Here is a 24,160-nt window from a genome sequence, read left to right as displayed (position 1 = left end):
GCGGTGAACCTCCCGCACACACCGTTGTGCACAACCACCAACTGATTGGACCACCACTGTGCTTGCCGTGCACGACCTCGAGATCCGCGTCGGGGCTCGCCTCCTGATGGAGAACGTGTCCTTCCGTGTGGAGAAGGGCGACAAGATCGGGCTGGTCGGCCGCAACGGCGCCGGCAAGACCACGATGACCAAGGCCCTCGCAGGCGAACAGCCGCCCACCGACGGCAAGATCGACCGCACCGGGGAGATCGGCTACCTGCCGCAGGACCCCCGCTCGGGCAACCCCGAGGACACCGCACGCAAGCGCATCCTCGACGCCCGTGGGCTCGGTGAGCTCGTGGAGGGCATCCGCCAGGCCACGATCGACATGGCCAGTGCGGACACCGCCGTCGCCGAGAAGGCGATGCGCCGGTACTCCCGCCTCGACGACCAGTTCAACGCGCTCGGTGGCTACGCCGCCGAGGCCGAGGCGGCCTCCATCGCGTCGAACCTCAAGCTGCCGGACCGCATCCTCGACCAGCAGCTCAAGACGCTCTCGGGTGGTCAGCGTCGACGCATCGAGCTCGCACGCATCCTGTTCTCGGACGCCGAGACGATGATCCTCGACGAACCGACCAACCACCTCGACGCCGACTCGGTCGCCTGGCTGCGCGAGCACCTGAAGACCTACCCCGGCGGCGTCATCGTGATCTCCCACGACGTGGAGCTCGTCGATGAGGTCGTCAACCGCGTCTTCTACCTGGACGCCAACCGCCAGACCATCGACATCTACAACATGGGCTGGAAGCTGTACCAGCGGCAGCGCGTCGCCGATGAGGAGCGTCGCCGCAAGGAGCGCGCCGGCGCCGAGAAGAAGGCCGCCACGCTGAAGGACCAGGCCGCCCGCTTCGGTGCGAAGGCGTCGAAGGCCGCTGCAGCGCACCAGATGGTCGCGCGCGCCGACAAGCTGCTCGCGGGCCTCGAGGACGAGCGCGTCGCCGACCGCGTCGCGAAGATCCGCTTCCCCACGCCGGCCCCCTGCGGCCGTACGCCGCTCATGGCCGAGGGGCTGTCGAAGTCCTACGGGTCGCTCGAGATCTTCGCGGGCGTCGACCTGGCGATCGACCGCGGCTCCCGGGTCGTCATCCTGGGCTTCAACGGTGCAGGCAAGACGACGCTGCTCCGCATCCTCGCGGGCGCCGACGCACCGGACACCGGCGAGATCCTGCCCGGGCACGGCCTGCGGATCGGGTACTACGCGCAGGAGCACGAGAACATCGACGTCAACCGCACGGTGATCGAGAACATGGTCTCGGCGTCGACGGACCTCAACGAGACCGAGGCCCGCCGCGTCCTGGGCTCGTTCCTGTTCACCGGCGACGACGGCTACAAGAAGGCCGGTGTGCTCTCCGGTGGCGAGAAGACCCGTCTCTCGCTCGCGATGATCGTCGTGTCCGGGGCGAACGTGCTGCTGCTCGACGAGCCCACGAACAACCTCGACCCGGCGTCGCGCGAGGAGATCCTCAACGCCCTGGCCAACTTCGAGGGGGCTGTCGTCCTCGTCTCCCACGACGCCGGCGCGGTCGAGGCCCTCAACCCGGAGCGCGTCCTGCTCCTGCCGGACGGCACCGAGGACCACTGGAACAAGGACTACGCGGAGCTCATCGAGCTCGCGTAGCCCGCGCCCTGCTGACGCACCCCTGCGGCGGACTGGAGGCTCGTGGCGGTGCCGCCACGAGCCTCCAGTCCGCCGCGTGACCGGGTCAGCGCCGCGACTCGAGGAGCTCGTCCTCGATGTCCGCGTCCGTCTTCGGCTTGGCGTCCTTGCGGCGCTGCCGCTCGAGGGCGCGCTCGCGCTCCTCGGGGTCGTCCTGGTTGAGGTTCCGGTACTCCTGCACCATCAGGTACGCCAGGAACCCGAAGCCCCCGGCGGCGAACATGAACCACTGGATGAAGTAGCTCAGGTGCAGCCCCGTGTCGGCGCTCGGGCGGTCCCAGCCGAGGGGTCGGGCGTCCGCGGGGGCCGGTGACTCGGACGCGAGCTGCCCGTACGCGCCGGTCCAGATGGGGGCCTCGATCTTCGCGGCCACGTCGGCGAGCGTGACGGACTGGACCTGGTCGGTGTGGGCGGGGTCGGTGCGTCCGGGGATGCGCGGCTCGGACTGCTGCAGCCGGGCGGTCACGGTGACCTGCCCGGACGGGGGAGCGGGCACGTGGTCGGGGGCGTCCTGCCGGTTGCCGGTGGGCACCCATCCGCGGTCGACGATGAACGCGCGGCCGTCGGCGGTGACGAGCGGCGTCAGGACCTCGAAGCCGGGCTGGCCGTTGTGGACGCGGTTGCGGACGAGGAGCTGGTCGTCGGTGTCGTAGCGTCCGGTGGCGGTGACGCGGAGCCAGGTCTGGTCGTTCGTCCAGCTGGAGGCCCGGGGGAGGGCGTCCTGCACGGCGACCGGGGTGTGGTCGTAGTTCGTGGCGATCTGCAGGTTCTCGCGCACGGCTTCGTTCCGGCGGTCCCACTGCCACATGCCGAACAGCGTGCAGAGGATCGCGAAGGCCACGGCGATCGCGAAGTACCCGAGCCAGCGACGGCTCCGGACGAAGTGCCACCCGACGAAGGGCTCGTCGGGGTCGTGCACGGCGGTCTGCACCTGGGCGGCACGCTCCCGAGCGGTCGCCTGCCGGATGCGCTCGGCGTGCTTGCGGCCGTAGCGCGACTGCGGGTCGAAGTCGTCGCTCATCGCTCGTTCGCGGAGCGGGTCCGTTCACCCACGTCGTTCTTCGGGCCGCCGTGGAGCGCGCCGTGCTGCAGGGCGTCGGGGCGGTGGGAGTCGTCGAGCTGGTCGACGTCCTCGTCGATGCCGGTGACCTTCACGGGGAACGTGCGGGAGCGGAGGTACCCGGCCAGGAAGTCGCAGTGCTCGTCGCAGGCCGCCCAGATCTTCACGCGGTCGAGCGGGTGGATGCGCGGGTTCCGCCAGTTGACGCGCCAGCTGGCGGCGGTGGAGCACCCGGCGCGGGAGCACACCGGCGTGGAGCCGGGCTCGGTGAACAGGTCGAAGGTGGCCCCCATCAGCGATGGCCCCACATGCGGGACCGGTCGCCGTTGCGCTGCCATTCCTCTTGCGCGTGCTGGGCCGCCTGACGCAGTCGTTCCTGCTCGTCGCGGTAGGCCTGCGCGCGGGCTTCCTCCTGCTGCTGGCGGAGTGCCGGGTCGTAGTCGGCGGCGCGCACGAGGGCACCGGCCGGAGCGATCGCGTCGGACTCGACGTGGCTGCCCGCGTTCGCGATGACGACGGCGATCCAGGGGATGACACCGGCGAGCACGATCGGGATGATCGCGAGGATCGGGCTGTGCCAGACGGTGTAGACGAGCACGGCCCCGACGAACAGGAACACGCGGACGGCCATCTGCCAGATGTAGCGCGACAGACGGTGGTGCCGGTCACGCGTCGGTGACTTCGGAAGTGCCGTGATGCTCTGCGTCGTACGCGTCGTCTTCATGCCTTCGTTCTCCGTCTGCCTACACACCAGCCTAAGCCCGGCCACCGACACTTGACCGCGCGATCTGGGCCGTGTGTGCCCGGGTAGGCTCGTGCGGGCGTGTCGGGCGGAGCGTCGTCTGCGCGCCCTCGGACAGCCACGCCGTGCACCCCGAGCACCCCACCGAACGGAGCGCCCATGACCACCCCCCGTACCGTCCTCATCACCGGCGGCAACCGCGGCATCGGCCACGCCCTCGCCGAGCGGTTCGTCGCCGCCGGACACCGGGTCGCGGTCACCTCCCGGAACGGGCAGGGCGGGCCGGACGGCGCGCTGACGGTGCAGGCGGACATCACCGACACGGCCTCGGTCGACGCCGCGTTCACCGAGGTGGAGAACGCGCTCGGACCCGTCGAGGTCCTGGTCGCGAACGCCGGCATCACGAACGACGGCCTGCTGCTCCGGATGAGCGAGGAGGACTTCACGAGCGTCATCGACACGAACCTGACGGGGACCTTCCGCGTGGTGAAGCGTGCGACGAAGGGCATGATGCGCGCGAAGTTCGGCCGCATCGTTCTGATGTCGAGCGTCGTCGGCGCCTACGGGCAGGTCGGGCAGGTCAACTACGCGTCGTCGAAGGCCGCGCTCGTCGGCATGGCCCGCTCGATCACGCGGGAGCTCGGGTCCCGTGGCATCACGGCGAACGTCGTCGCGCCCGGGTTCATCCAGACCGACATGACGGCCGCGCTGCCCGAGGAGCTGCAGGCCGAGTTCAAGAAGCAGATCCCGGCCGCGCGCTACGGCACCGTCGACGACGTCGCGGACGCCACGCTCTTCCTGGCCGGGGACGGCGCCGGGTACATCTCCGGCGCGGTCGTGCCGGTCGACGGCGGCCTCGGGATGGGCCACTAGGCGTCACGCGGCCCCGCCGAGACTCGGCTGGGCGGACACTGCGCGGGCTTCGGCGGACAGGTCGCGGTCCACGACGGCGACGTCGGCGGACTCACGGACGCGTGGCTTGGCGTCGAAGGCCACGGACAGCGCTGCCACCCGCATCATCTCGACGTCATTGGCGCCGTCGCCGACCGCCACGGTCCGTGCGAGCGGCACGCCGTCGGCCTCAGCCCACGCCACGAGCGCGGTGGCCTTGGCGTGCGCGTCGACGACGTCGCCGAGGACCCGCCCGGTGAGGGCGCCGTCGACCACCTCGAGCCGGTTGGCCCGGCAGTGGTCGAGCCCCAGGCGCGCGGCGAACGGGTCGAGCACCTCGTGGAAGCCGCCGGAGACGACACCGACGGTGCCGCCGGCGGCGTGGACGCCCCGGACCAGGTCCTCCGCACCCCGCGTCACGCGGACCGCCTGCTGTGCCCGCACGAAGACGTCGGCCTGGAGGCCCGCCAGGGTCGCGACCCGCTCCCGGAGGCTCTCCGCGAAGTCGATCTCGCCGCGCATCGCGCGCTCCGTGACCGCCTCGACCTGGGGCCGCGTCCCCGCGGACTCGGCGAGCAGCTCGATGACCTCGTCCTCGAGCAGGGTGGAGTCGGCATCGAGGACGACGAGGAAGTGCGGCACGCCACCACGGTAGCGGTGCCGCGCACCCCGTTACGCCGGAGGACCCACTGCTCCGGTCGGGGCAGTGGGTCCTCTGGTCGGTGCAGTGGGTCCTCCGGTCGGACTAGGCCTCGACGCGGACGCCCTTGCCGACCACGGTGATGCCGGACTCGGTCACGGTGAAGCCACGGGCGACGTCGGCCTCGCGGTCGACACCCACCCGGGCATCGGGAGCGAGCACGACGTCCTTGTCCAGGATCGCCCGGTTCACGACGGCACCGGCGCCGATGGTCGCCCGCTCGAAGACGATCGAGTCGAGGACCTTCGCCCCCGAGTCGGCCGTGCACCAGGGCCCGATGACGCTGCGCTCCAGCTGGGCACCCGACATCAGGCAGCCGAGCGACACGATCGAGTCGACCGTCGCGCCGGTGTTGCCGTTGGCGTCCCGGACGAACTTCGCCGGCGGCAGGTTCGTCTGCTGGTTGAAGATCGGCCAGTCGGTGTTGTAGAGGTTGAAGACCGGCACCGGGGCGATGAGGTCCATGTGGGCGTCGTAGAACGAGTCGATCGTCCCCACGTCGCGCCAGTAGTACTTGTCGCGGTCGTTCGACCCGGGGACCTCGTTGCGCTGCAGGTCGTACACACCGGCGTCGCCGCGGGCCACGAAGTCGGGGACGATGTCGCCGCCCATGTCGTGCGCCGAGGTCTCGACCTGCCCGTCGCGGAGCACGGCGTCGACGAGCGCGTCGGCGTCGAAGACGTAGTTGCCCATCGACGCGAGGATCTCCCCGGGGGAGTCGGCCAGACCGATCGCGTCCTTCGGCTTCTCGAGGAACGCGTCGATCTTGGTCGGGTCGTCCTGGTCGACCTGGATCACGCCGAACTGGTCGGCGAGGCCGATCGGCTGACGGATCGCCGCGACCGTGGCACTGCGGCCCGAGGCGATGTGTGCGTCGACCATCTGCGAGAAGTCCATGCGGTACACGTGGTCGGCGCCGACCACCACGACGATGTCGGGACGCTCGTCACGCAGCAGGTTGAGCGACTGCAGGATCGCGTCGGCCGAACCGGCGAACCACCGCTTGCCCAGGCGCTGCTGCGCGGGCACCGACGCGACGTACGAGCCGAGCAGGCCCTCCATCCGCCAGGTCTCCGCGACGTGGCGGTCCAGACTGTGTGACTTGTACTGCGTCAGGACGACGATCTTCTGCAACCCGGAGTTCACCAGGTTCGAGAGCGCGAAGTCGACGAGTCGGAAGTTCCCGCCGAACGGGACTGCGGGCTTCGCGCGGTCGGCAGTGAGCGGCATGAGCCGCTTGCCCTCGCCTCCCGCGAGGACGATGCCGAATACCTTCTTTGGTGCCATGGGGTTCACAGTAGGCGTCCGGAGTGGGAACCCGTTACGTTGAGTCCGTGCGAGTCGATCTACTGACCAGGGAGTATCCGCCGGAGGTCTACGGCGGAGCGGGTGTCCACGTTGCCGAACTGACCGCAGCGCTGCGGTCCGGGACGGACACCGAGGTGCGCGTCCGGGCCTTCGGGGCCTTCCGCGACGAGGCCGACGTGTGGGCGTACCGCACGCCCGACGGCCTCGAGCAGGCCAACGGCGCGCTGCAGGCGCTCGGCACCGACGTGCAGATCGCCGCGGACGTCGCGGGTGCCGACGTGGTGCACTCGCACACCTGGTACGCCAACGCGGCCGGGCGCATCGCGCAGCTGACCCACGGCATCCCCCACGTCGTCACCGCCCACTCCCTCGAGCCCCTGCGCCCGTGGAAGGCCGAGCAGCTCGGCGGCGGCTACCGCCTGTCGAGCTGGATGGAGCGCGAGTCCTTCGTGGAGGCCGACGCCGTCATCGCCGTGTCGAAGGCCATGCGCGCCGACATCCTCCGCTCGTACCCGTCCATCGACCCCGCCAAGGTGCACGTCGTCTACAACGGCATCGACGTCGAGGAGTGGAAGCCCGAGGTCGACCACGACGCCGTCCGTGCCCTCGGCATCGACCCGGAGCGCCCGAGCGTCGTCTTCGTCGGCCGGATCACCCGGCAGAAGGGCCTGCCGTACCTGCTCCGCGCGGTCGCAGCCCTGCCGCCGGAGGTCCAGATCGTGCTGTGCGCCGGCGCGCCGGACACTCCCGAGATCCTCGCCGAGGTCACGGGGCTGGTCGAGGACCTCCGCCAGCAGCGTGACGGCGTCGTCTGGATCGACCGGATGCTGGCCCACCGCGAGATCGTCAACGTGCTCTCCTCCGGCACCGTCTTCGTCTGCCCCTCGGTCTACGAGCCCCTCGGCATCGTCAACCTCGAGGCCATGGCCTGCGGCATCCCCGTCGTCGGGTCCGGCACCGGCGGCATCCCGGAGGTCGTCGCCGACGGCCTCACCGGGCGCATCGTGCCGATCGACCAGGTCACCGACGGCACCGGCACGCCGACGAACCCGGACAAGTACGTCGCCGACCTCGCAGCCACGCTGAACGAGGTCCTGTCGGACCTCGGACTCGCCAAGCTCATGGGGCGCGCCGGCCGACTCCGCGTCGAGAGCGAGTTCACCTGGGACGCGATCGCGACGCGCACCCGGGCGGTCTACGACCAGGTCCTGGCGGCTCGCTGAGGCGAGCCGGCACCCGAACCCGCCGGGAGGCCCGGGTGACGTCCGCGACGGACGTCACCCGGGCCTCCCGTCCGTTGGCCCTGGGGCGCGACGCGCGCAGTGCGGACATCGGGTGACGGTCCGCTCGCGTAGGGTTGGAGCATGCCCTCGGTTGTGCGCTTGTCAGACGTGTCCGTGGTCCGGAACGGGGCCACCATCCTCGACGCGGTCTCGTGGGAGGTGCAGGACGACGAGCGGTGGGTCGTGCTCGGCGCGAACGGTGCCGGCAAGACCACGCTGCTGCAGGTCGCCGGGGCCCAGAGCTTCCCGACGTCGGGTGAGGTCGAGGTCCTCGGGACCGAACTCGGCGGCGCCGACCTGTTCGAGCTGCGGCCCCGCATCGGCTTCGCGTCCACGGCACTGGCCCGCCGCATCCCGGTGACCGAGAAGGTCATCGACGTGGTCCTCACCGCCGCGTACTCGGTCACGGGTCGCTGGAACGAGGAGTACGAGGAGCTCGACGTCCGTCGCGCCCAGCGCGTGCTCGACGAGTGGGGCCTCGGGTCCTTCACCGACCGGACCTTCGGCGAGCTCAGCGACGGCGAGCAGAAGCGCGTGCAGATCGCCCGGGCCGTGATGACCGACCCCGAGATCCTGTTCCTCGACGAGCCGGCCGCGTCGCTCGACCTCGGCGCCCGCGAGAGCCTGGTGCGCACTCTCGGCGGGTACGCGCAGAGCTCGGACTCGCCCGCGATCGTCATCGTGACGCACCACGTCGAGGAGATCCCGGCGGGCTTCACGCACGCCCTGATCCTGGCCTCCGGGCACATCCAGGCCGCCGGCCCCATCGACGAGGTCCTGACCGACGCCACCCTGAGCGAGGCCTTCGGCATCGCGCTGACCGTCACGAAGGACGCCGGACGCTTCACGGCGCGCGCCGCCTGAGCCGCGTCCTGCTCCCGTTCGGGCCCGCCGTCTGGTAACGTTGACGGCTGGCGTGAGCCGCAGACTTCCGGGGCGACCGCCCCGCTCTCAACACCGCTATCCACCCAAGGAATCACCTCATGAAGACCGAGACCCACCCCGAGTACCGCGCCATCGTCTTCCGCGACCTGGCCTCCGGTGAGACGTTCCTGACGCGTTCGACCGCGAACAGCGACAAGACCATCGAGCTCGACGGTGCCACCTACCCGGTGATCGACGTCGAGATCTCGTCCGCGTCGCACCCGTTCTACACGGGCAAGCAGCGCATCCTCGACTCGGCCGGTCGCGTCGAGAAGTTCAACCAGCGCTTCAAGGGCTTCAGCAAGTAAGCAGTCCTGCACACGGAACGGGCGGTCCTCCTTCGGAGGGCCGCCCGTGTGCGTTGTACGGTGCGCTCCGGCACGGCCTCACGGACGACGGAACCACGAAACGGACACTGCACCGGGAGGGTCTCCGGTGCAGTGTCCGTTTCCTGGTGCTGTGGCTAGTCGGCCGTGCGGTGGGGCCAGCGGCCGTCGGCGATGAAGGACGGGTCGCGCTTCTTCCGCATGTAGTCCTGGAACGAGACGGCCTGGTCGGCGCACCAGTTGACCTGCTTGCGGTGGAGTTCCTCGGCCGAGATGGTCAGGTCGTCGGGGTACTTCAGCGCGATGGCCTGTGCGACGCGCCCGGCAGCGATGGCGTCGGCGCCGGCGTCATGGGCGTCGGAGAGGGTGACGCCGTAGGTCTCCGCCGCGGCTTCGAGCGTGCGCTTGCCCTTGCGGTAGGTGTCGAGCGCCTTGTCCATCACGAGCGGGTCGACGACGTTGCCGATGACGGGGGAGGCGATGCCGTGCCGCTTGGCCTCCCTGTCGAGCAGGGTGAGGTCGTACGGGGCGTTGTAGATCACCAGGGGGATGCCCCGGGCGAAGACGGCCTCGATCGCGGCGACGATCTCCGCGACGACCTCTCCCGCGGGGCGGCCCTCGGCCTGGGCCCGCTCGGTGCTGATGCCGTGGACCGCCGAGGCCTGCTCGGGGATCGGCACACCGGGGTCGGCGAGCCAGGCGCCCTCCACGATGCTGCGCCCGGTCATGTCGATCAGGCCCACGTGGGCGGTGACGATCCGGGCGGTCTCGACGTCGATGCCGGTGGTCTCGAGGTCGAAGACGCCGAGTGCGTGCCACCACGGTCGGGCTGAGAGGTCCTGAGCGGTGGCCGGGGCGTCCAGCTCGGTTGCGGAGTACGTCACACCACGAGGCTAACCGGAGCGACCGACACCTCGACGCGACGCGCCCGCCGGGAGCGAGTGGGGCCTCCCGGCGGGCGTGTGGTGTGGACTACGCGGCGGGTGCCGCCGGCGCTGCCGGAGCGGCCGGGGCCTGCTGCGTGGGCGCGGCACCGACGTGCAGCCAGTAGAACGACTGCGTGCCGAGGGTCAGCGTGACGTTGCCCTCGTCGTCGAACGACGGGAACGAGGCGCCGCCGAACAGGTCGTACAGCGGGCGTCCGGCGTACTCGGGTGCGGAGATCGTCGCCGTCGTCGCGTTCACCGCGAAGGAGAAGACGCAGAGGACGTCCTCGGCGGACGGGCCGAACTGCGTGCCGGAGCCCTCCCACGAGCGGACGAACGCCAGGACGCTCTCGTTGTCGGACTGCTGCACGGCCAGGGAGCCCATGCCGAACACCGGGTGGGCCTTCCGCACGTGGATGACGTTGCGCACCCAGTGCAGCAGGGACCGGGACTGCGCGAGCTGGGCCTCGACGTTGACCTGCGCGTAGTTGTAGACCAGCGACTGGACGACGGGCAGGAAGAGCTTGCCCGGGTCGGCGCTGGAGAAGCCCGCGTTGCGGTCCGGCGTCCACTGCATCGGCGTGCGCGAGGCGTCGCGGTCCGGCAGCCAGATGTTGTCGCCCATCCCGATCTCGTCGCCGTAGTACAGGAACGGCGAGCCGGGCAGCGAGAACAGCAGCGCGTGGATGAGCTCGAGCTCGGCGCGGGAGTTGTCGAGCAGCGGCGCGAGACGACGGCGGATGCCGATGTTCGAGCGCATCCGCGGGTCGTAGCCGTACCAGCCGTACATCGCCTGGCGGTACTCCTCACTGACCATCTCGAGGGTGAGCTCGTCGTGGTTGCGGAGGAACACGCCCCACGCGGCGCTCTCCGGCACGTCGAGGGTCTCCGACAGGATCGCGGAGAGCTCCTTGGCGTGCTGGGCGCGGAGCGAGTAGAAGATGCGCGGCATCACGGGGAAGTCGAACGCCATGTGGCACTCCGGCTCCTCGTCGGTGCCGAAGAACGCGGCGGTCTCGCGGGGCCACTGGTTCGCCTCGGCGATGAGGACGCGGCCGGGGTACTCCTCGTCGACCATCTTGCGCATCTTCTTGATGAACTCGTGGGTCTCCGGCTCGCCCTCGCCGTTGCCCTCCTCGGACTCGAAGAGGTACGGGATGGCGTCGAGCCGCAGGCCGTCGACACCGAGGTCGAGCCAGTGCCGGACGACGTCGTAGATGGCCTCGACGACGGCCGGGTTCTCGAAGTTCAGGTCGGGCTGGTGCGAGAAGAACCGGTGGAAGAAGAACTGCCGACGGACCGGGTCGAACGTCCAGTTCGACTCCTCGGTGTCGACGAAGATCACGCGGATGTTCTCGTAGTGCTCGTCGGTGTCGCGCCAGACGTAGAAGTCGCCGTAGGGGCCGTCCGGGTCCTCGCGGGACTGCTGGAACCACTCGTGCTGGTCCGAGGTGTGGTTGATCACCATGTCGATCACGATGCGCATGTTGCGCTCGTGCGACTTCGTGACGAGTTCGCGGAACTCCTCGAGCGTGCCGAACTCCGGCAGGATCGCCTTGTAGTCGGAGATGTCGTAGCCGCCGTCGCGCAGGGGCGAGCGGAAGAACGGCGGGAGCCAGAGCGCGTCGACGCCGAGCCACTGCAGGTAGTCGAGGCGGCTGATGAGCCCCTGGAGGTCGCCGGTGCCGTCGCCGTTCGAGTCCACGAAGGACCGGATCATGCACTCGTAGAACACGGAGCGCTTGTACCAGAGCGGATCGAGCGTCAGTCCGGGCAGCTGGATCGGGGCTGTGAAGGTCACCGTGCTCCTCGTCGTCAGAGACGGACCGGTTGTCACCAGGCCCGCCCCGGACACGATAGGCGCGTCCGGCCGAACGTGTTCCAGGGTCAGGGCGAACGGCAGTCCTAGACTGACGCGGATGCGATCGCCCGTCCTTTCCCCGTACCAGTCGCTGATGGCCTCGACCCCGGTCGTCCACCGCGCCGTCGAGGTCGGCGGCCGCACCACGCACTACTGGGAGTACGGCCCGACGGACGCCACCCAGACCGTTCTGGCGGTGCACGGGTTCCGCGGTGACCACCACGGACTCGAGTCCATCGCCGCGCACCTGGTCGGCGTGCGGGTCATCGTGCCGGACCTGCCCGGCTTCGGCGTGTCGGACCCGCTGACGGTGTCCGACCTCGACTCCTACGTCGCGTGGCTCCGCGCGTTCCACACCGCTCTGGGGCTCGACCGCAGCGCCGTCGTGCTCGGGCACTCGTTCGGCTCGATCGTGGTGTCCGCCGCGGTCGCCGCCGGGCTCGACACCCGGCTGCTGGTCCTCGTGAACCCGATCGCCGCCCCGGCCCTGCAAGGTCCGCGCGCCGTGGGCACCGGCATCGCGATCGCCTACTACCGCGCCGGCGCCGCCCTGCCGCGACCGCTCGGCCTCGGGATCCTGCGGAACCGGGCGATCGTCCGCGCGATGAGCGTCGCGATGCTGAAGTCGCACGACCCCGACCTGCGGCGCTGGGTGCACGACCAGCACGACCGGTACTTCTCGGCGTTCGCGGACCGGACCAGCGTGCTCGAGGCCTTCCGCACGTCCGTCACCCACGACGTCTCGGAGTACGCGGACCGGATCACCGTCCCCGTGCTGCTCATCGCGGCCGAGCGCGACGACATCACCGCCGTGCCGGAGCAGCGGGCCCTGGCCGCACGGATGCGGGACGCCGAGCTGGTGGTCATCCCGCGGGTCGGGCACCTGGTGCACTACGAGACACCCGCCGCCGCGGCGGAGGCGACCCTGCGGCGCATGGCCGACCCCGTGCGGAAGCCGGGCCGCGCCGCCAAGCCGGGGCGAGCCTCCCGGCCGGAGCGTGGCAGCGCGTCCGACCGGGGGAGCGCGTCGGACCGGGGGAACGCGTCGTGACCCGCCTGCGGATCGGGATCGACTGCCGGTACGTCCGCATCGGACGCCACGACGGCATCAGCCGGTTCACCGCCGGGATCGCCGCGCACCTGCCGGACCGCCACGACGCCGTGCTGCTCGTCAACGACGAACGGCAGCTGGCCTCGTTGCCGCGGGACCTGCCGTGGGAGCTCGTGCCGGCACCGACCGAGCCGGGCGAACCGCTCGTCGCCCGGCGCGTCAACGGGCTCGGGCTCGACGCCGTGTTCTCGCCCATGCAGACGATGGGCTCACGCGGGCGCTCCTACGCCCTCGTGCTGACGCTGCACGACCTCATCTACTACCGGAACCGCACGCCCCCGCGCGAGTTCGCCTGGCCGCTGCGCCTGGGCTGGCGGGCCTTCCACCTGGCGTGGTGGCCGCAGCGGATGCTGCTGAACGGTGCCGACGGCGTCGTGACGGTGTCCGAGACGACGGCGGGGCTGATCGCGGACCACCGCCTGACGAAGCGACCGGTCACCGTGGCGTACAACGCGGCCGACCCGGCGACGCCACGGCCGGCCGGGGGAGCGCGGACGAAGACCCTCGTCTACATGGGGTCGTTCATGCCGTACAAGAACGTGGAGACGCTCGCGGCGGCGCTGCCGCTGCTCGGCGCGGACTGGACGCTGCACTGCATGTCCCGGGTGTCGGCCGCTGACCGGACGCGGCTCGAGGCCCTCGCACCCGCGGGCGCGATCGTGTTCCACGACGGGGCGTCGGACGAGGAGTACCTCGACGCGCTCCGGTCGGCGACGGCACTCGTCACGGCGTCCCACGACGAGGGCTTCGGCATCCCGCTCGTCGAGGCGATGGGCGTCGGCACCCCCGTCGCGGTGAGCGACATCCCCATCTTCCGGGAGATCGGCGGCGACGTCGCGGAGTACTTCGACCCGGACTCGCCGTCCGCCGTGGCCGCTGCCGTGCGGCGGCTCGAGGGACGGTGGGACGAGGCATCAGCCGCGTCGCTCGACCGTGCCGCGCGCTTCCGGTGGGCGGACTCGGCCGAGCAGGTCGTGCGGGCCGTCGAGCGCGCCGTGGCGGACCGGCGGGGCTGAACCGGGACAGGTCCGTCAGACGCTGCCCGGGATCGCCGTCTCGACGGTCGCCCCGGGGAACGTCTTCAGCACGATCTCCTTCGCCGCGTGGTCCACTGCGGCCAGGCCGACACCGGTGCCGGCGGTCTCGACGATCACGCGCTGCGCGGTCGCGTCGTCCGACCGGCTGCCGTCGTCGCCGTCGGTGTTCCAGACGGCGTGCACCCGGAGGACGCCACCGATCGCCTTGACGTCCTCGGCAACGGCGAGACGCTGGGCGCTGACCTCGGACGACCCGGACACGCCGACGACGACGTCGCCGAAGTCGGTGAGCGCGTACACGTGCACACCGGTGCTGCCGGAGGAGGCTGCCGCGGTGCTGACCTGTCGCACCAGCTCCGCGCGGCGGGCGTGGGACAGGTCACCGTCGGCCTGCACCGCGCTGACGACGTCGTAGCTGATGAGCGACGTCTTCGTCGGTTCGGCCGCCTTCGCGGACGCGATGCCGGAGACGCCTCGGACGGCGGTGGTGAACTGCGCGGCGCTCTGCTCCGGTCGGGGCACGAAGCCGCCGACGCCGTTCTGCACGCTCGACAGGATCAGGCCGAGGACGACGACGATGACCCCCGCGGCGAGGACGACACCGACGAGGAGCAGCCCCCACGACCGCACCCGCTGCGGGCCGCTCCGCGTGGCGACCGCGCCAGTCTCCGTCCCGAAGGCGCGGTCGAGGTCGTCGTCGTCGTACGCGGCAGGACCCGACGGCTGCTCGCGGTGCCAACCGGTGCCACCCGGACCCTCGATCGTCATGTCACCCCCGGTGTCGCACGCGGCACGGCCTTCGCTGGCGTCGTGTCGTCGAGTGCTTCAGGATCGTAGTCCGGCTGCCCGAGGGGACACGCCAGGGCCGGACAACGATCGCGCAACGACCACCACGGACAGCCTGTCGACGAGGGGCGGGTGGGGCTAGCGTGGCGCGCATGGGGATCGTGTTGCTGGCCGTGTTCGTGGCGCTCGTCGTCTTCGGCGCCGTGTTCGCGGTGATCGGCGTCCGGCGGGACCGCTCGCTGCGTGGACTCGAGGACCCGCTGGCGCCCCGCACCCAGGACGACGGCGCCCACGGGGTGCAGACGGCGCAGGCGAAGGCGGCGCGGCCGGACAGCGGCGTCGGCGGGTTCGGCGCCTTCTGAAGCAGCGCGGGCCGCGCGGCCTCCGTGTGGCCGTGGGCGCGGCCTGCGGGTCAGCTCCGCTGCTCGAGCGGGTTCTGGTCGTCGAACGCGGCCGACTCCGGCGCTGCCGGCAGTTCCTCGACCGGGTCGTCGAAGCGGACGAGCTCCGCGTGGAACCGGTCCGGGTCCCACCGGAACGAGTGGATCGAGCCGTTCCGGATCGGGGTGTGCCGGCGATCGGCGGTGCCGGGGGCAGCGGCGTTCACCACGCTGCGGATGACGGCACCGTGGGTCGCGACGACGATGACCCCGCCGTCGAACCGGACGGCGATCTCGCCGAGGGTCTCCGTGACCCGGGCGAGCAACGCCGACCGGGACTCCCGCCCGGGGATGGCGTCGTGCGGGTACTGCGCGAGGACCTCGTCGTCCGTCAGCCCCTCGGCGTCGCCGTAGGCCCGTTCGGCCAGACCCGGGTAGGCGGTCGGGGTCGGGAGCCCGAGCCGCTCGGCGATGAGCGACCCGGTCTCTTGGGCCCGCGAGAGCGGTGAGGCGACGACCGCGTCGAACGAGCGCCGTGCGAGCAGCTCCGCGGCGGCCCGTGCCTGCGCGCGTCCGGTGTCGTTGAGCGGGATGTCGGTCGAGCCCTGGATGCGGCGTTCGGCGTTCCAGTCGGTCTCGCCGTGCCGGACGAGGTACAGGTGGGTCGTCACACCACGATCATGACAGAGCGGCCCGAGCGGGCCCGTCAGTGCGCGACGAGCGGCCGGGAGCGCGACGGGCAGCCGGGCGTGCTCCGTCAGTGCGCCAGGCGCTCCGCCAGGGCGACGAGCGTCTCGGTGGTGCCGCCCTCGATCTTCACGGCGGCGCGGCGGTCGCTCCTGGTGGCGCCGCGGTTCACGATCACGACGGGGTGCTTCCGCCGGGCGGCGTGGTCGACGAGCCGCACGCCGGAGTTCACCGTGAGCGAGGACCCGACGACGAGCAGCGCGTCCGCGTCGGCCACGATCGACACCGACTCGGTGAACTTCTCCGTGGGGACGAACTCGCCGAAGAAGACGACGTCCGGCTTCAGCACCCCGCCGCAGACCGAGCAGCCCGGCACCACGAAGCGCTCGACGTCGGTGATCTCCACGTCGCCGTCCGGCTGGAGCTGCACGGACCCGGGTTCGTCGATCCACGGGTTCGCCCGGTCGATGGTCGCGGCGAGGTCGGCGCGGGCGAACACCTGTCCGCACGTCAGGCAGAGGGCGCGGTCCATCGACCCGTGGATCTCCACGACCCGACGTGAGCCGGCGCGCAGGTGCAGCCCGTCGACGTTCTGGGTGATGACCCCGGTGACGACACCACGGTCCTCGAGCGCGGCGAGGGCACGGTGGCCGTCGTTCGGCCGCGCGGCGGCGAAGGTGCGCCAGCCGAGGTGCGACCCGGCCCAGTACCGCTGGCGCTTGCCCGGGTCGGCCAGGAACTCCTGGAAGGTCATGGGCTTCCGCACCACCCGGCCGGCGCCGCGGTAGTCGGGGATGCCGGAGTCGGTGCTGAGCCCGGCCCCGGACAGCACGGCGATCCGCTTCCCCGCCAGCAGCGCAGCGGCCTGGTCGAGGTCGGTGCTCGTCGCGTCGCTCGTCGCCATCAGGTTCACGGTACCCTCAACAGCCGACCGGCCCCGCCACTTCCCGTCCACGACGGCTCGGTCGCCAGCCACCGCCGCCCGACCGGAACGAGACCCGTGCACCCCGTCCGCATCGACTCCCTCGACGACCCACGCCTCGACGACTTCGCGCGGCTGACGGACGTCGCGCTCCGGCGGGTCAGCGAACCCGAGGGCGGCCTGTACATCGCCGAGTCGAGCACGGTCATCGAGCGAGCGATCGGCGCCGGACACGTCCCGCGGAGCGTGCTCGTGCAGGAGAAGTGGCTCGACGACGTGCTGCCCCTCGTCGCCGGGCACGACGGACCCGTCTTCGTCGGGCCGGACGCGCTGCTCGAGGAGCTCACCGGCTTCCGCATGCACCGGGGCGCGATCGCGTCGATGCAGCGGCCCGGGCTGCCGACCGTGGCCGACGTCGTCCGCGACGCCCGCCTGGTCGTCGTGCTCGAGGACATCGTCGACCACACCAACGTCGGTGCGGTCTTCCGGAGCGTCGCCGGCCTCGGCGCGGACGCCGTGCTCGTCAGCCCGCGGTGCGCCGACCCGCTGTACCGACGGAGCGTCCGCGTCAGCATGGGCACCGTCCTGCAGGTGCCGTGGACCCGCATCGGCGACTGGCCGGCCGCGGGGGAGGAACTGCGGGACCAGGGCTTCCACCTCGCCGCGATGGCGCTGACGGACCGCTCCGTCGACCTGGACGTCTTCGCCGCGGACGTCCCGGAACGGGTCGCGCTCGTGATGGGCACCGAGGGGCAGGGCCTGACGCCGGCGGCCATCGCCGCCGCCGACACGACCGTGCGGATCCCGATGCACCACGGCGTGGACTCGTTGAACGTCGCCGCGGCGAGCGCCGTGGGGCTCTGGGCGGTCGCCGCCGCCCAGCGCGCCCGGCGCTGACGGACCCGGCCTGGAGGCCCGTCCCGCGTTCTCCACAGCCCGGCGGTTCCACGGATGGCCGGTCCACACCGCCGGTACGCTCGGCTGTCGTGTCCCGTGTCGTCCGCCGCCCCCGCTCCGCCGTCCGCCGACCGGTGACGATCGCGGTCGTCGCCGTGCTGCTCCTGGCTGTCGCCTACCTCGTGGCCGCTGCCCTGGTGCCGTTCTCCCCGGCGAGCGCGACGACCACCCGGTACGCCGCTCCGACCTCGACGGTGCCGGCGCTGGACTTCCCGGGGTACGGCGCCACGGCGGTCGAGGCCACCGACTTCCCGGAGAGCCTGCGGACGAGCGGGGACGAGCAGCGTCGGTCGATCGCGAGCATCTCGAAGGTCGTGACCGCGCTCGTGGTCCTCGACGCCAAGCCGCTGCGCGCCGGCCAGGACGGCCCGTCGATCGCCTTCACGCCGGAGATGCAGGGCCTGTACGCCAAGTACCTCGCGGTCAACGGGGAGGTCGCCCCGATGCCGGCGGGTCTCCGGCTGTCCGAGCACCAGACGCTGCAGGTCATGCTCATGAAGTCCGCGAACAACTACGCCGGCGCGCTGGCGATCTGGGCGTTCGGCTCGCTCGACGCCTACGAGGAGGCCGCTGCGTCGTGGCTGACCGCGCACGACCTCGACCACACCACGATCGAGGAACCGACGGGCCTCGACGCCGACAACAAGTCCACGGCGACCGACCTGGTGGACCTCGGGCAGCTCGCCCTCGCGAACCCCGTGGTGAAGGAGGTGGTCGGCACGAAGACCGTGTCGATCCCGGGTGTCGGGGACATCGAGAACTCGAACAAGCTCCTCGGGATCGACGGGGTGGAGGGCATCAAGACCGGCACGCTCGACGAGGCCGGTGCGTGCCTGCTGTTCGCGGCACAGTACGAGCGGGGTGGGCGCACCGTGACGGTCGTCGGGGCGATGCTCGGCGGGGTCGACCACGACACCCTCGACGGGGACGTCCAGCGCCTGCTGCACTCGGTCGCGGACGGCTTCCACGTGGTGACGCTGACCCACGGCGGGCAGTCCTTCGGGACCTACTCGACCCCGTGGAAGGACGAGACCGACGCCGTCACCCGGTCGGCCGCGCAGGTGCTGGTGTGGGGGAAGGCCACCGTGCGGGCGACGACGAAGCTCGACGCCGTGACCCTCGGGACGAAGGGGGAGCGGGTCGGTCGGGTGCGGTTCGACGTCTCGGACCACGCGCCGGTGTCGGTGCCGCTCGTCCTCGAGCAGGACATCCCGGACCCGGGCGTCTGGTGGCGGTGGACGAACCCGTTCCAGGGCACGTCCACCGACGGCGTCTAGGCCTGGTCCCGACCGCCGAACGGCTGCAGCTCCGGCCGCTTCGGGCTGATGCCGTCGCCCGAGGACGTGTGCCGGATGCGCCGGACGACCCACGGCACCAGGTACTCGCGCGCCCAGCCGAGGTCCTCCGCGCGGGCCTCACGCCAGGGTCGGGCGGCGAGCGGTTCGGGGGTGAACGGCTCGAGTTCGTGGTCGACGCCGAGCGTGTCGAGCACCGCGGCCGCGATCGTGGCGTGGCCGACGGGCGAGTGGTGCAGGCGGTCCGGCGCCCACATGCGCGGGTCCCGCAGCACACGGAGTGCCCACATGTCCGCCACCAGCGCGCCGTGCTTCAGGGCGATCGCGTGGATGTGCTCGTTGTAGATGGCGGCCTTGCCGCGGACCAGCCCGAGGACCGGGGTCATGCCGACGTCGGGCCCGGTGAACACGACGACGGTCGCGCCGTCGCGGCGCAGGTCGGCGACGAGCCGGTCGAAGCGTGCGGCGACCTCGTCCGGGTCCGAGCCCGGGCGGATGATGTCGTTGCCGCCGGCGGACACCGTGACGAGGTCGGGGCGGAGCGCGAGCGCCTGCTCGGTCTGTTCGTCGATGATCTGCTGCAGCAGGCGGCCACGGACGGCGACGTTGGCGTAGGCGAAGTCGTCCGTCCGGCCCGCGAGGACCTCGGCGACCCGGTCGGCCCAGCCGCGGTTCCCACCCGGTGCTCCGGGGTCGGGGTCACCGAGCCCCTCGGTGAACGAGTCACCGATCGCGACGTACCTGGACCAGGGATGACGATCTGACACGGTTCGGACCATAGTCTCGTGCCATGACCGAGGCCAACTCGTCCGGCGGCAGCCGCCCCTGGACCCTCCCCGAGGACCTGCTCGTCCGCGTCGCGGAGCGGGCACCCCGGTACGACGCCGAGAACGCCTTCGCGGCGGAGGACCTCGACGAGCTCCGGGCGGCCGGCTACCTGCGGATCGGCGTGCCGGTCGCGGACGGCGGCAGCGGGCTCGGACTCCGCGCCACGGCGGCCGTGCAGCGTCGCCTCGCCCGGGCCGCACCGGCGACGGCACTCGGGCTCGGGATGCACCAGGTCTGGGTGCAGGCGGCCCGCAGTGTGTCCGCGCGGGGTGAGTCGTTCCTCCAGTCCGTCACGACGCACGCCGCGGCGGACCGCCTGCTCGCCTTCGGGGTGAGCGAACCCGGCAACGACCGCGTGCTGTTCGACTCGCTGACCGACGCGGTGCCGGACGGCGACGGCGGCTACCGCTTCAGCGGGACGAAGGTCTCCACGTCCCTGGCACCGGCGTGGGACGTGCTCAGTGTCTTCGGCAAGGACGTCAGCGGCGCCGAACCACGGCTGGTGCACGGCTTCGCGCTGCGGTCCGACGGCGGCATCCGACACCTGGACGACTGGGACACGCTCGGCATGCGGGCGACCCAGAGCCGGACGACCCTGCTCGAGGGCGTCCACGTGCCGGCGGACCGGATCGTGCGGTCGCTGCCCGTGGGTCCGACGGCCGACCCGCTGGTGTTCGGGGTGTTCGCGGCGTTCGAGCTCCTCGTCGCCTCCGTGTACGTCGGCATCGCGGAGCGAGCGGTCGAGCTCACGGTGGCGCACGTCCGTGACCGGCACGGGCTGGACGGCCGGGCACGCGCCGACGACCCGGACGTCCGGCGTGCGGTGGCGGACATGCAGGGCGCGGTCGACGCGGTCGCGCTGCAGGTCGACGCGCTCGCCCGGGACGTCGACGAGCTCGAGGACCACGGGGCACGGTGGTTCCCGCTGCTCGTGGGCACGAAGGCGCGGACGGTCGACACCGCGCAGCACGTGGTGGACGAGGCGACGCGGGTCGTCGGCGGGGGCGCGTTCCGGGCGACGGGCGAGCTCGCCCGCCTGGCCAGGGACGTCCGCGCCGGGCAGTACCACCCGTCGACCAGGGACTCGGCGGCCAGGACGATCGCGTCCGCCGTGCTCGGGCCGGTCGCGGCGCCGGACCCGTCGGCAACACCCGGGCCGGTCGCGGCGCCGGACGCGTCGGCGGCGCCCGGGCCCGTCGCGGCGCCGATGTCGGCGGCCGGTGGCACCATCTCCTCGTGAGCAAGCAGGACGGACGCAACCGGCTCGTCTCCGACCAGCCGGTCGCAGACGTCACCGCGACGGTGCTGCACGTCGACATGGACGCCTTCTTCGCCTCCGTCGAACTGCTCGACCGCCCCGACCTCGTCGGCCTGCCCGTGATCGTCGGGCACGACTCGGACCGCTCGGTCGTCACCGCCGCCACGTACGAAGCACGCAAGTACGGCATCAACTCCGCGATGCCGATGGCCGTCGCCAAGCGCCGCTGCCCGGGCGCGGTGATCGTCGAACCGCACTTCGAGAAGTACCAGGCCAAGTCCCGCGCCGTGATGCGGGTGTTCGAGCAGTTCACCCCGCAGGTCGAGCGTCTCGGCATCGACGAGGCCTTCCTCGACGTCGCCGGTGCCCTGCGGCTGTACGGCACGCCGTGGGAGATCGGCCAGGCCATCCGTCGAGCGGTGTTCGCCGAGACTGGGCTGCACTGCTCCGTCGGCGCCGCGTCGACGAAGTTCGTGGCGAAGCTCGCCTCCAGCCGGTCCAAGCCGGACGGGCTCCTCGTCGTGCCGGCCGCCGACACGGTCGCGTTCCTGCACCCCCAGCCGGTGTCCGCGCTCTGGGGCGTCGGCGGCAAGACGCAGGAGACCCTCGAGAACCGCGGGCTCCGCACGGTCGGGGACCTCGCGACGACGCCACTCGGGTCGCTCGTGTCGTTGCTCGGTCCCGCCGGTGGGCAGCGCCTGCACGACCTCGCGTGGGGCCGCGACCCCCGCCGGGTCGACACCGCCGTCGGCGAGAAGTCCATCGGGCACGAGGTCACCTTCGGCACCGACCTGACCGACCGCGACGCCGTCGCACGGGAGCTCCTGCGGCTGTCCGAGAAGGTCGCCGTCCGGATGCGCCGCGCCGAGGTGCAGGCCAGGACCCTCGCGCTCAAGGTCCGGTACACCGACTTCACCACGCTGACCCGGTCCCGCACCCTGGCCGAGCCGACCGACGTGGCACGCCGCATCCACCTCGAGGCCGTCGAGCTCTACGACGTGCTGCACAAGCCGGGCAACCGCATCCGGCTCATCGGTGTCCGCGGGGAGAACCTCGTCCCGACCGCGGCGAGCAACGCCCTGTGGGACGACGACGCGCCGTGGCGGGAGACCGAGACGACCGTCGACGCCGTCACCGCCCGCTTCGGTGCCGGCGTGCTGCGACCGGCATCGCTCGTCCGCGGTGCATCTCAGCAGCGACCGCCACATGCTCGGCAGGACATCGGGTGACGGTAGAATCGCCTGAAGTGAGCGCAGCGGAGTACGACGACCAGCAGCCCGCCGCACCCGGCGGTGTCCGTGCCGACCATGCCGGCGCAGCGGCGGACGGGCACGGCGGCCAGGGCCCCGAACTCGACCTCGCGCCGGCCGAGCTGGCGGAGATCGCGGGCAACGCGGCCGCCGAGCACCTGTCCCCGGCCTTCCCGGACCGTGCGGCCTGGGGCACGGCGTCGAAGCTCCGCGCCTGGCAGGTCGAAGCCCTCACGAAGTACTTCGAGTCCGAGCCGCGCGACTTCCTCGCCGCCGCGACCCCCGGTGCCGGCAAGACCACGTTCGCGTTGCGTCTCGCGACCGAGCTCCTGGCCCGCGGAACCGTCGACCGCATCGTGGTCGTCGCACCGACGGAGCACCTGAAGCGGCAGTGGGCCGACGCCGCGGACCGCGTGAACATCCGCATCGACCCGATGTTCAAGAACGGCGACGGCATGTTCGGCCGGCACTACCAGGGCGTCGCGATCACGTACGCCCAGGTCGGCATGAACCCCGAGGTCCACAAGCGCATCACCGAGGGCGGCCGCACGCTCGTGGTCCTCGACGAGGTCCACCACGGCGGCGACGCCCTGACGTGGGGCGACGGCATCCGAGAGGCCTTCAGCGGCGCCACCCGCCGGCTGTCGCTCTCCGGCACGCCCTTCCGCTCCGACACCGCGCCGATCCCGTTCGTGCAGTACGCCCCCGACGAGCAGGGCATCCGCACGTCCATCTCCGACTACAACTACGGGTACGGCCGCGCCCTCGCCGACGGCGTCGTCCGCCCGGTCCTGTTCATGGCCTACGCCGGACAGATGCGCTGGAAGACCCGGATGGGCGACGAGATGTCGGCGTCCCTCGGCGAGCAGGTCACGAAGGACATCACCGCACAGGCCTGGCGCACGGCGCTCTCGCCCGAGGGCGAGTGGATGCCGGCCGTGCTCCAGGCCGCCGACACGCGCCTGACCGAGGTCCGACGCGGGGTCCCCGACGCCGGCGGGCTCGTCATCGCCACGGACACCACGACCGCACGGGCCTACGCCAGGATCCTGCAGCAGATCACGGGGGAGCGGCCCACGGTCGTGCTCTCCGACGAGGCCGCCGGGTCGAGCCGCATCGGCGCCTTCGCCGCGGACACCTCCCGCTGGATGGTCGCCGTCCGCATGGTGTCGGAAGGTGTCGACGTCCCCCGGCTCTGCGTCGGCGTGTACGCCACGAGCGCCAGCACGCCGCTGTTCTTCGCCCAGGTGATCGGCCGCTTCGTGCGCGCCCGTCGTCGCGGCGAGACCGCGTCCGTGTTCCTGCCGAGCGTCCCGGGGCTGATGGCCCTCGCCGCGACCCTCGAGCTCGAGCGCGACCACGCCCTCGACCGCCCGAAGGACGCCGAGGACGGGATGTACAACCCCGAGGACGCGATGGTCGCCGAGGCCAACAAGGAGGACCGCGCCTCCGAGAGCCTGCTCGACATGCAGCCCTTCGAGGCCCTCGACTCGCAGGCCTCCTTCGACCGTGTCCTCTACGACGGCGGCGAGTTCGGGACCGGCGGCGAGATCGGCTCCCTCGAGGAACTCGACTTCATCGGCATCCCCGGGCTCCTCGAACCCGACCAGGTGCGCGACCTGCTCCGTGCACGCCAGGCGACCCAGGCGAAGCGGTCGAAGGGCCGCGCGGTCAAGGACGGCACCCCGAAGGCGCCGGAGCCCCACCGCCCGATGTACATGACGATCAAGGAGCAGCGCTCGGAGCTGCAGCGCCTCGTGTCCATCTGGTCGAGGCACTCGAACGAGCCGCACGGGTCGATCCACGCCGAGCTGCGCCGCATCAGCGGTGGTCCCGCCGTCGCGCAGGCCAGCATCGAGCAGATCCAGAAGCGGATCGACATCCTCCGGTCCCGCATCGGCGGCCGACGGTGACGCGGTCGGGGGCGACCGC

General features: G+C 71.8%; 24 protein-coding genes. 13 read left to right on the top strand and 11 right to left on the bottom strand.

Features of this window, described 5'->3' with window-relative positions; translation table 11 throughout:
- The first annotated feature begins 58 nt into the window (after positions 1-58).
- Complete coding sequence (locus tag OXR63_RS00405) at positions 59-1,657, top strand: ABC-F family ATP-binding cassette domain-containing protein (protein ID WP_267419272.1); 1,599 nt, start codon at positions 59-61, stop codon at positions 1,655-1,657.
- Positions 1,658-1,742: 85 nt separating this feature from the next.
- Here the strand turns inward: OXR63_RS00405 and OXR63_RS00400 are convergent, their stop codons facing one another.
- The 3 genes from OXR63_RS00400 to OXR63_RS00390 are packed head-to-tail and all read right to left on the bottom strand — an operon-like array spanning position 1,743 to position 3,480.
- Positions 1,743-2,717 carry an SURF1 family cytochrome oxidase biogenesis protein gene (locus OXR63_RS00400; protein WP_267419271.1) on the bottom strand — a complete coding sequence of 325 codons (975 nt, stop codon included), beginning with the start codon at positions 2,715-2,717 and terminating at the stop codon, positions 1,743-1,745.
- Positions 2,714-3,049 (bottom strand): hypothetical protein, encoded by a 336-nt coding sequence (locus OXR63_RS18510; protein ID WP_374116038.1) that lies wholly within the window; start codon positions 3,047-3,049, stop codon positions 2,714-2,716. The genes OXR63_RS00400 and OXR63_RS18510 overlap by 4 nt, the downstream gene beginning before the upstream one ends.
- On the bottom strand, positions 3,049-3,480 hold the full coding sequence (locus OXR63_RS00390) for a DUF3099 domain-containing protein (RefSeq protein WP_267419270.1): 432 nt from the start codon (positions 3,478-3,480) through the stop codon (positions 3,049-3,051). The genes OXR63_RS18510 and OXR63_RS00390 overlap by 1 nt, the downstream gene beginning before the upstream one ends.
- 177 nt (positions 3,481-3,657) lie before the next feature.
- Between OXR63_RS00390 and fabG the strand changes: the two genes are divergently transcribed.
- A complete protein-coding gene (fabG, locus tag OXR63_RS00385; protein WP_267419269.1) occupies positions 3,658-4,371 on the top strand; it encodes a 3-oxoacyl-ACP reductase FabG in 714 nt (237 codons plus the stop codon).
- Between the two features lie 3 nt (positions 4,372-4,374).
- Here fabG and serB read toward each other — a convergent pair whose 3' ends face one another.
- Entirely contained in the window at positions 4,375-5,031 is a 657-nt protein-coding gene (gene serB / locus OXR63_RS00380) for a phosphoserine phosphatase SerB (protein WP_267419268.1), read from the bottom strand.
- Positions 5,032-5,134: 103 nt separating this feature from the next.
- Entirely contained in the window at positions 5,135-6,376 is a 1,242-nt protein-coding gene (locus OXR63_RS00375) for a glucose-1-phosphate adenylyltransferase (RefSeq protein ID WP_267419267.1), read from the bottom strand.
- Between the two features lie 47 nt (positions 6,377-6,423).
- Between OXR63_RS00375 and glgA the strand changes: the two genes are divergently transcribed.
- The 3 genes from glgA (at position 6,424) to OXR63_RS00360 (ending at position 8,912) form a co-directional block, all read left to right on the top strand.
- Complete coding sequence (gene glgA, locus OXR63_RS00370; protein WP_267419265.1) at positions 6,424-7,620, top strand: glycogen synthase; 1,197 nt, start codon at positions 6,424-6,426, stop codon at positions 7,618-7,620.
- A gap of 141 nt (positions 7,621-7,761) precedes the next feature.
- A complete protein-coding gene (locus OXR63_RS00365) occupies positions 7,762-8,544 on the top strand; it encodes an ABC transporter ATP-binding protein (RefSeq protein WP_267419264.1) in 783 nt (260 codons plus the stop codon).
- Positions 8,545-8,663: 119 nt separating this feature from the next.
- Complete coding sequence (locus tag OXR63_RS00360; RefSeq protein ID WP_071275272.1) at positions 8,664-8,912, top strand: type B 50S ribosomal protein L31; 249 nt, start codon at positions 8,664-8,666, stop codon at positions 8,910-8,912.
- 155 nt (positions 8,913-9,067) lie between these two features.
- Here the strand turns inward: OXR63_RS00360 and OXR63_RS00355 are convergent, their stop codons facing one another.
- Both OXR63_RS00355 and treS read right to left on the bottom strand, forming a co-directional pair.
- A complete protein-coding gene (locus tag OXR63_RS00355; RefSeq protein WP_267419259.1) occupies positions 9,068-9,814 on the bottom strand; it encodes a 3'-5' exonuclease in 747 nt (248 codons plus the stop codon).
- 88 nt (positions 9,815-9,902) lie between these two features.
- Entirely contained in the window at positions 9,903-11,657 is a 1,755-nt protein-coding gene (gene treS / locus OXR63_RS00350; RefSeq protein WP_267419258.1) for a maltose alpha-D-glucosyltransferase, read from the bottom strand.
- 118 nt (positions 11,658-11,775) lie between these two features.
- Between treS and OXR63_RS00345 the strand changes: the two genes are divergently transcribed.
- Both OXR63_RS00345 and OXR63_RS00340 read left to right on the top strand, forming a co-directional pair.
- On the top strand, positions 11,776-12,768 hold the full coding sequence (locus OXR63_RS00345; protein WP_267419257.1) for an alpha/beta fold hydrolase: 993 nt from the start codon (positions 11,776-11,778) through the stop codon (positions 12,766-12,768).
- Positions 12,769-12,773: 5 nt separating this feature from the next.
- Entirely contained in the window at positions 12,774-13,844 is a 1,071-nt protein-coding gene (locus tag OXR63_RS00340) for a glycosyltransferase family 4 protein (RefSeq protein ID WP_267419419.1), read from the top strand.
- A gap of 15 nt (positions 13,845-13,859) precedes the next feature.
- On the opposite strand, the gene OXR63_RS00335 is transcribed toward OXR63_RS00340, so the two are convergent.
- Positions 13,860-14,633: a hypothetical protein gene (locus OXR63_RS00335; RefSeq protein WP_267419255.1), complete on the bottom strand. Its 774-nt coding sequence runs from the start codon at positions 14,631-14,633 to the stop codon at positions 13,860-13,862.
- A 170-nt stretch (positions 14,634-14,803) separates the two neighbouring features.
- On the opposite strand from OXR63_RS00335, the gene OXR63_RS00330 reads away from it, so the two are divergent.
- Entirely contained in the window at positions 14,804-15,013 is a 210-nt protein-coding gene (locus tag OXR63_RS00330) for a hypothetical protein (protein WP_267419253.1), read from the top strand.
- Between the two features lie 50 nt (positions 15,014-15,063).
- On the opposite strand, the gene OXR63_RS00325 is transcribed toward OXR63_RS00330, so the two are convergent.
- Together OXR63_RS00325 and OXR63_RS00320 are read right to left on the bottom strand one after the other, a co-directional pair.
- The gene (locus OXR63_RS00325; protein ID WP_267419251.1) at positions 15,064-15,702 is read right to left on the bottom strand and encodes a histidine phosphatase family protein; all 639 of its coding nucleotides are present in this window, start codon (positions 15,700-15,702) and stop codon (positions 15,064-15,066) included.
- Between the two features lie 86 nt (positions 15,703-15,788).
- Positions 15,789-16,622, bottom strand: coding sequence for a Sir2 family NAD-dependent protein deacetylase (locus OXR63_RS00320; protein ID WP_267419249.1), 834 nt, complete (start codon positions 16,620-16,622; stop codon positions 15,789-15,791).
- Positions 16,623-16,718: 96 nt separating this feature from the next.
- On the opposite strand from OXR63_RS00320, the gene OXR63_RS00315 reads away from it, so the two are divergent.
- Positions 16,719-17,537 carry a TrmH family RNA methyltransferase gene (locus tag OXR63_RS00315; protein WP_267419248.1) on the top strand — a complete coding sequence of 273 codons (819 nt, stop codon included), beginning with the start codon at positions 16,719-16,721 and terminating at the stop codon, positions 17,535-17,537.
- 89 nt (positions 17,538-17,626) lie between these two features.
- Positions 17,627-18,874: a D-alanyl-D-alanine carboxypeptidase family protein gene (locus tag OXR63_RS00310; RefSeq protein WP_267419247.1), complete on the top strand. Its 1,248-nt coding sequence runs from the start codon at positions 17,627-17,629 to the stop codon at positions 18,872-18,874.
- On the opposite strand, the gene OXR63_RS00305 is transcribed toward OXR63_RS00310, so the two are convergent.
- Positions 18,871-19,659: an SGNH/GDSL hydrolase family protein gene (locus OXR63_RS00305; RefSeq protein WP_267419246.1), complete on the bottom strand. Its 789-nt coding sequence runs from the start codon at positions 19,657-19,659 to the stop codon at positions 18,871-18,873. The genes OXR63_RS00310 and OXR63_RS00305 overlap by 4 nt on opposite strands.
- Before the next feature lie 23 nt (positions 19,660-19,682).
- Here OXR63_RS00305 and OXR63_RS00300 point away from each other — a divergent pair, with 23 nt between their 5' ends.
- The 3 genes from OXR63_RS00300 (at position 19,683) to OXR63_RS00290 (ending at position 24,141) form a co-directional block, all read left to right on the top strand.
- Entirely contained in the window at positions 19,683-20,960 is a 1,278-nt protein-coding gene (locus OXR63_RS00300; RefSeq protein WP_267419244.1) for an acyl-CoA dehydrogenase family protein, read from the top strand.
- Positions 20,957-22,207, top strand: coding sequence for a DNA polymerase IV (gene dinB, locus OXR63_RS00295; protein ID WP_267419242.1), 1,251 nt, complete (start codon positions 20,957-20,959; stop codon positions 22,205-22,207). The genes OXR63_RS00300 and dinB overlap by 4 nt, the downstream gene beginning before the upstream one ends.
- Before the next feature lie 143 nt (positions 22,208-22,350).
- Positions 22,351-24,141, top strand: coding sequence for a DEAD/DEAH box helicase (locus OXR63_RS00290; protein ID WP_267419417.1), 1,791 nt, complete (start codon positions 22,351-22,353; stop codon positions 24,139-24,141).
- Positions 24,142-24,160 lie beyond the last annotated feature (19 nt).

Origin of the sequence: Curtobacterium sp. GC_Cur_3, assembly GCF_026544205.1 — a bacterium.
GTDB lineage: Bacteria > Actinomycetota > Actinomycetes > Actinomycetales > Microbacteriaceae > Curtobacterium.
The sequence above is the reverse complement of the archived record's forward strand: the minus strand, read 5'-3'. Positions and strand labels throughout refer to the sequence as shown.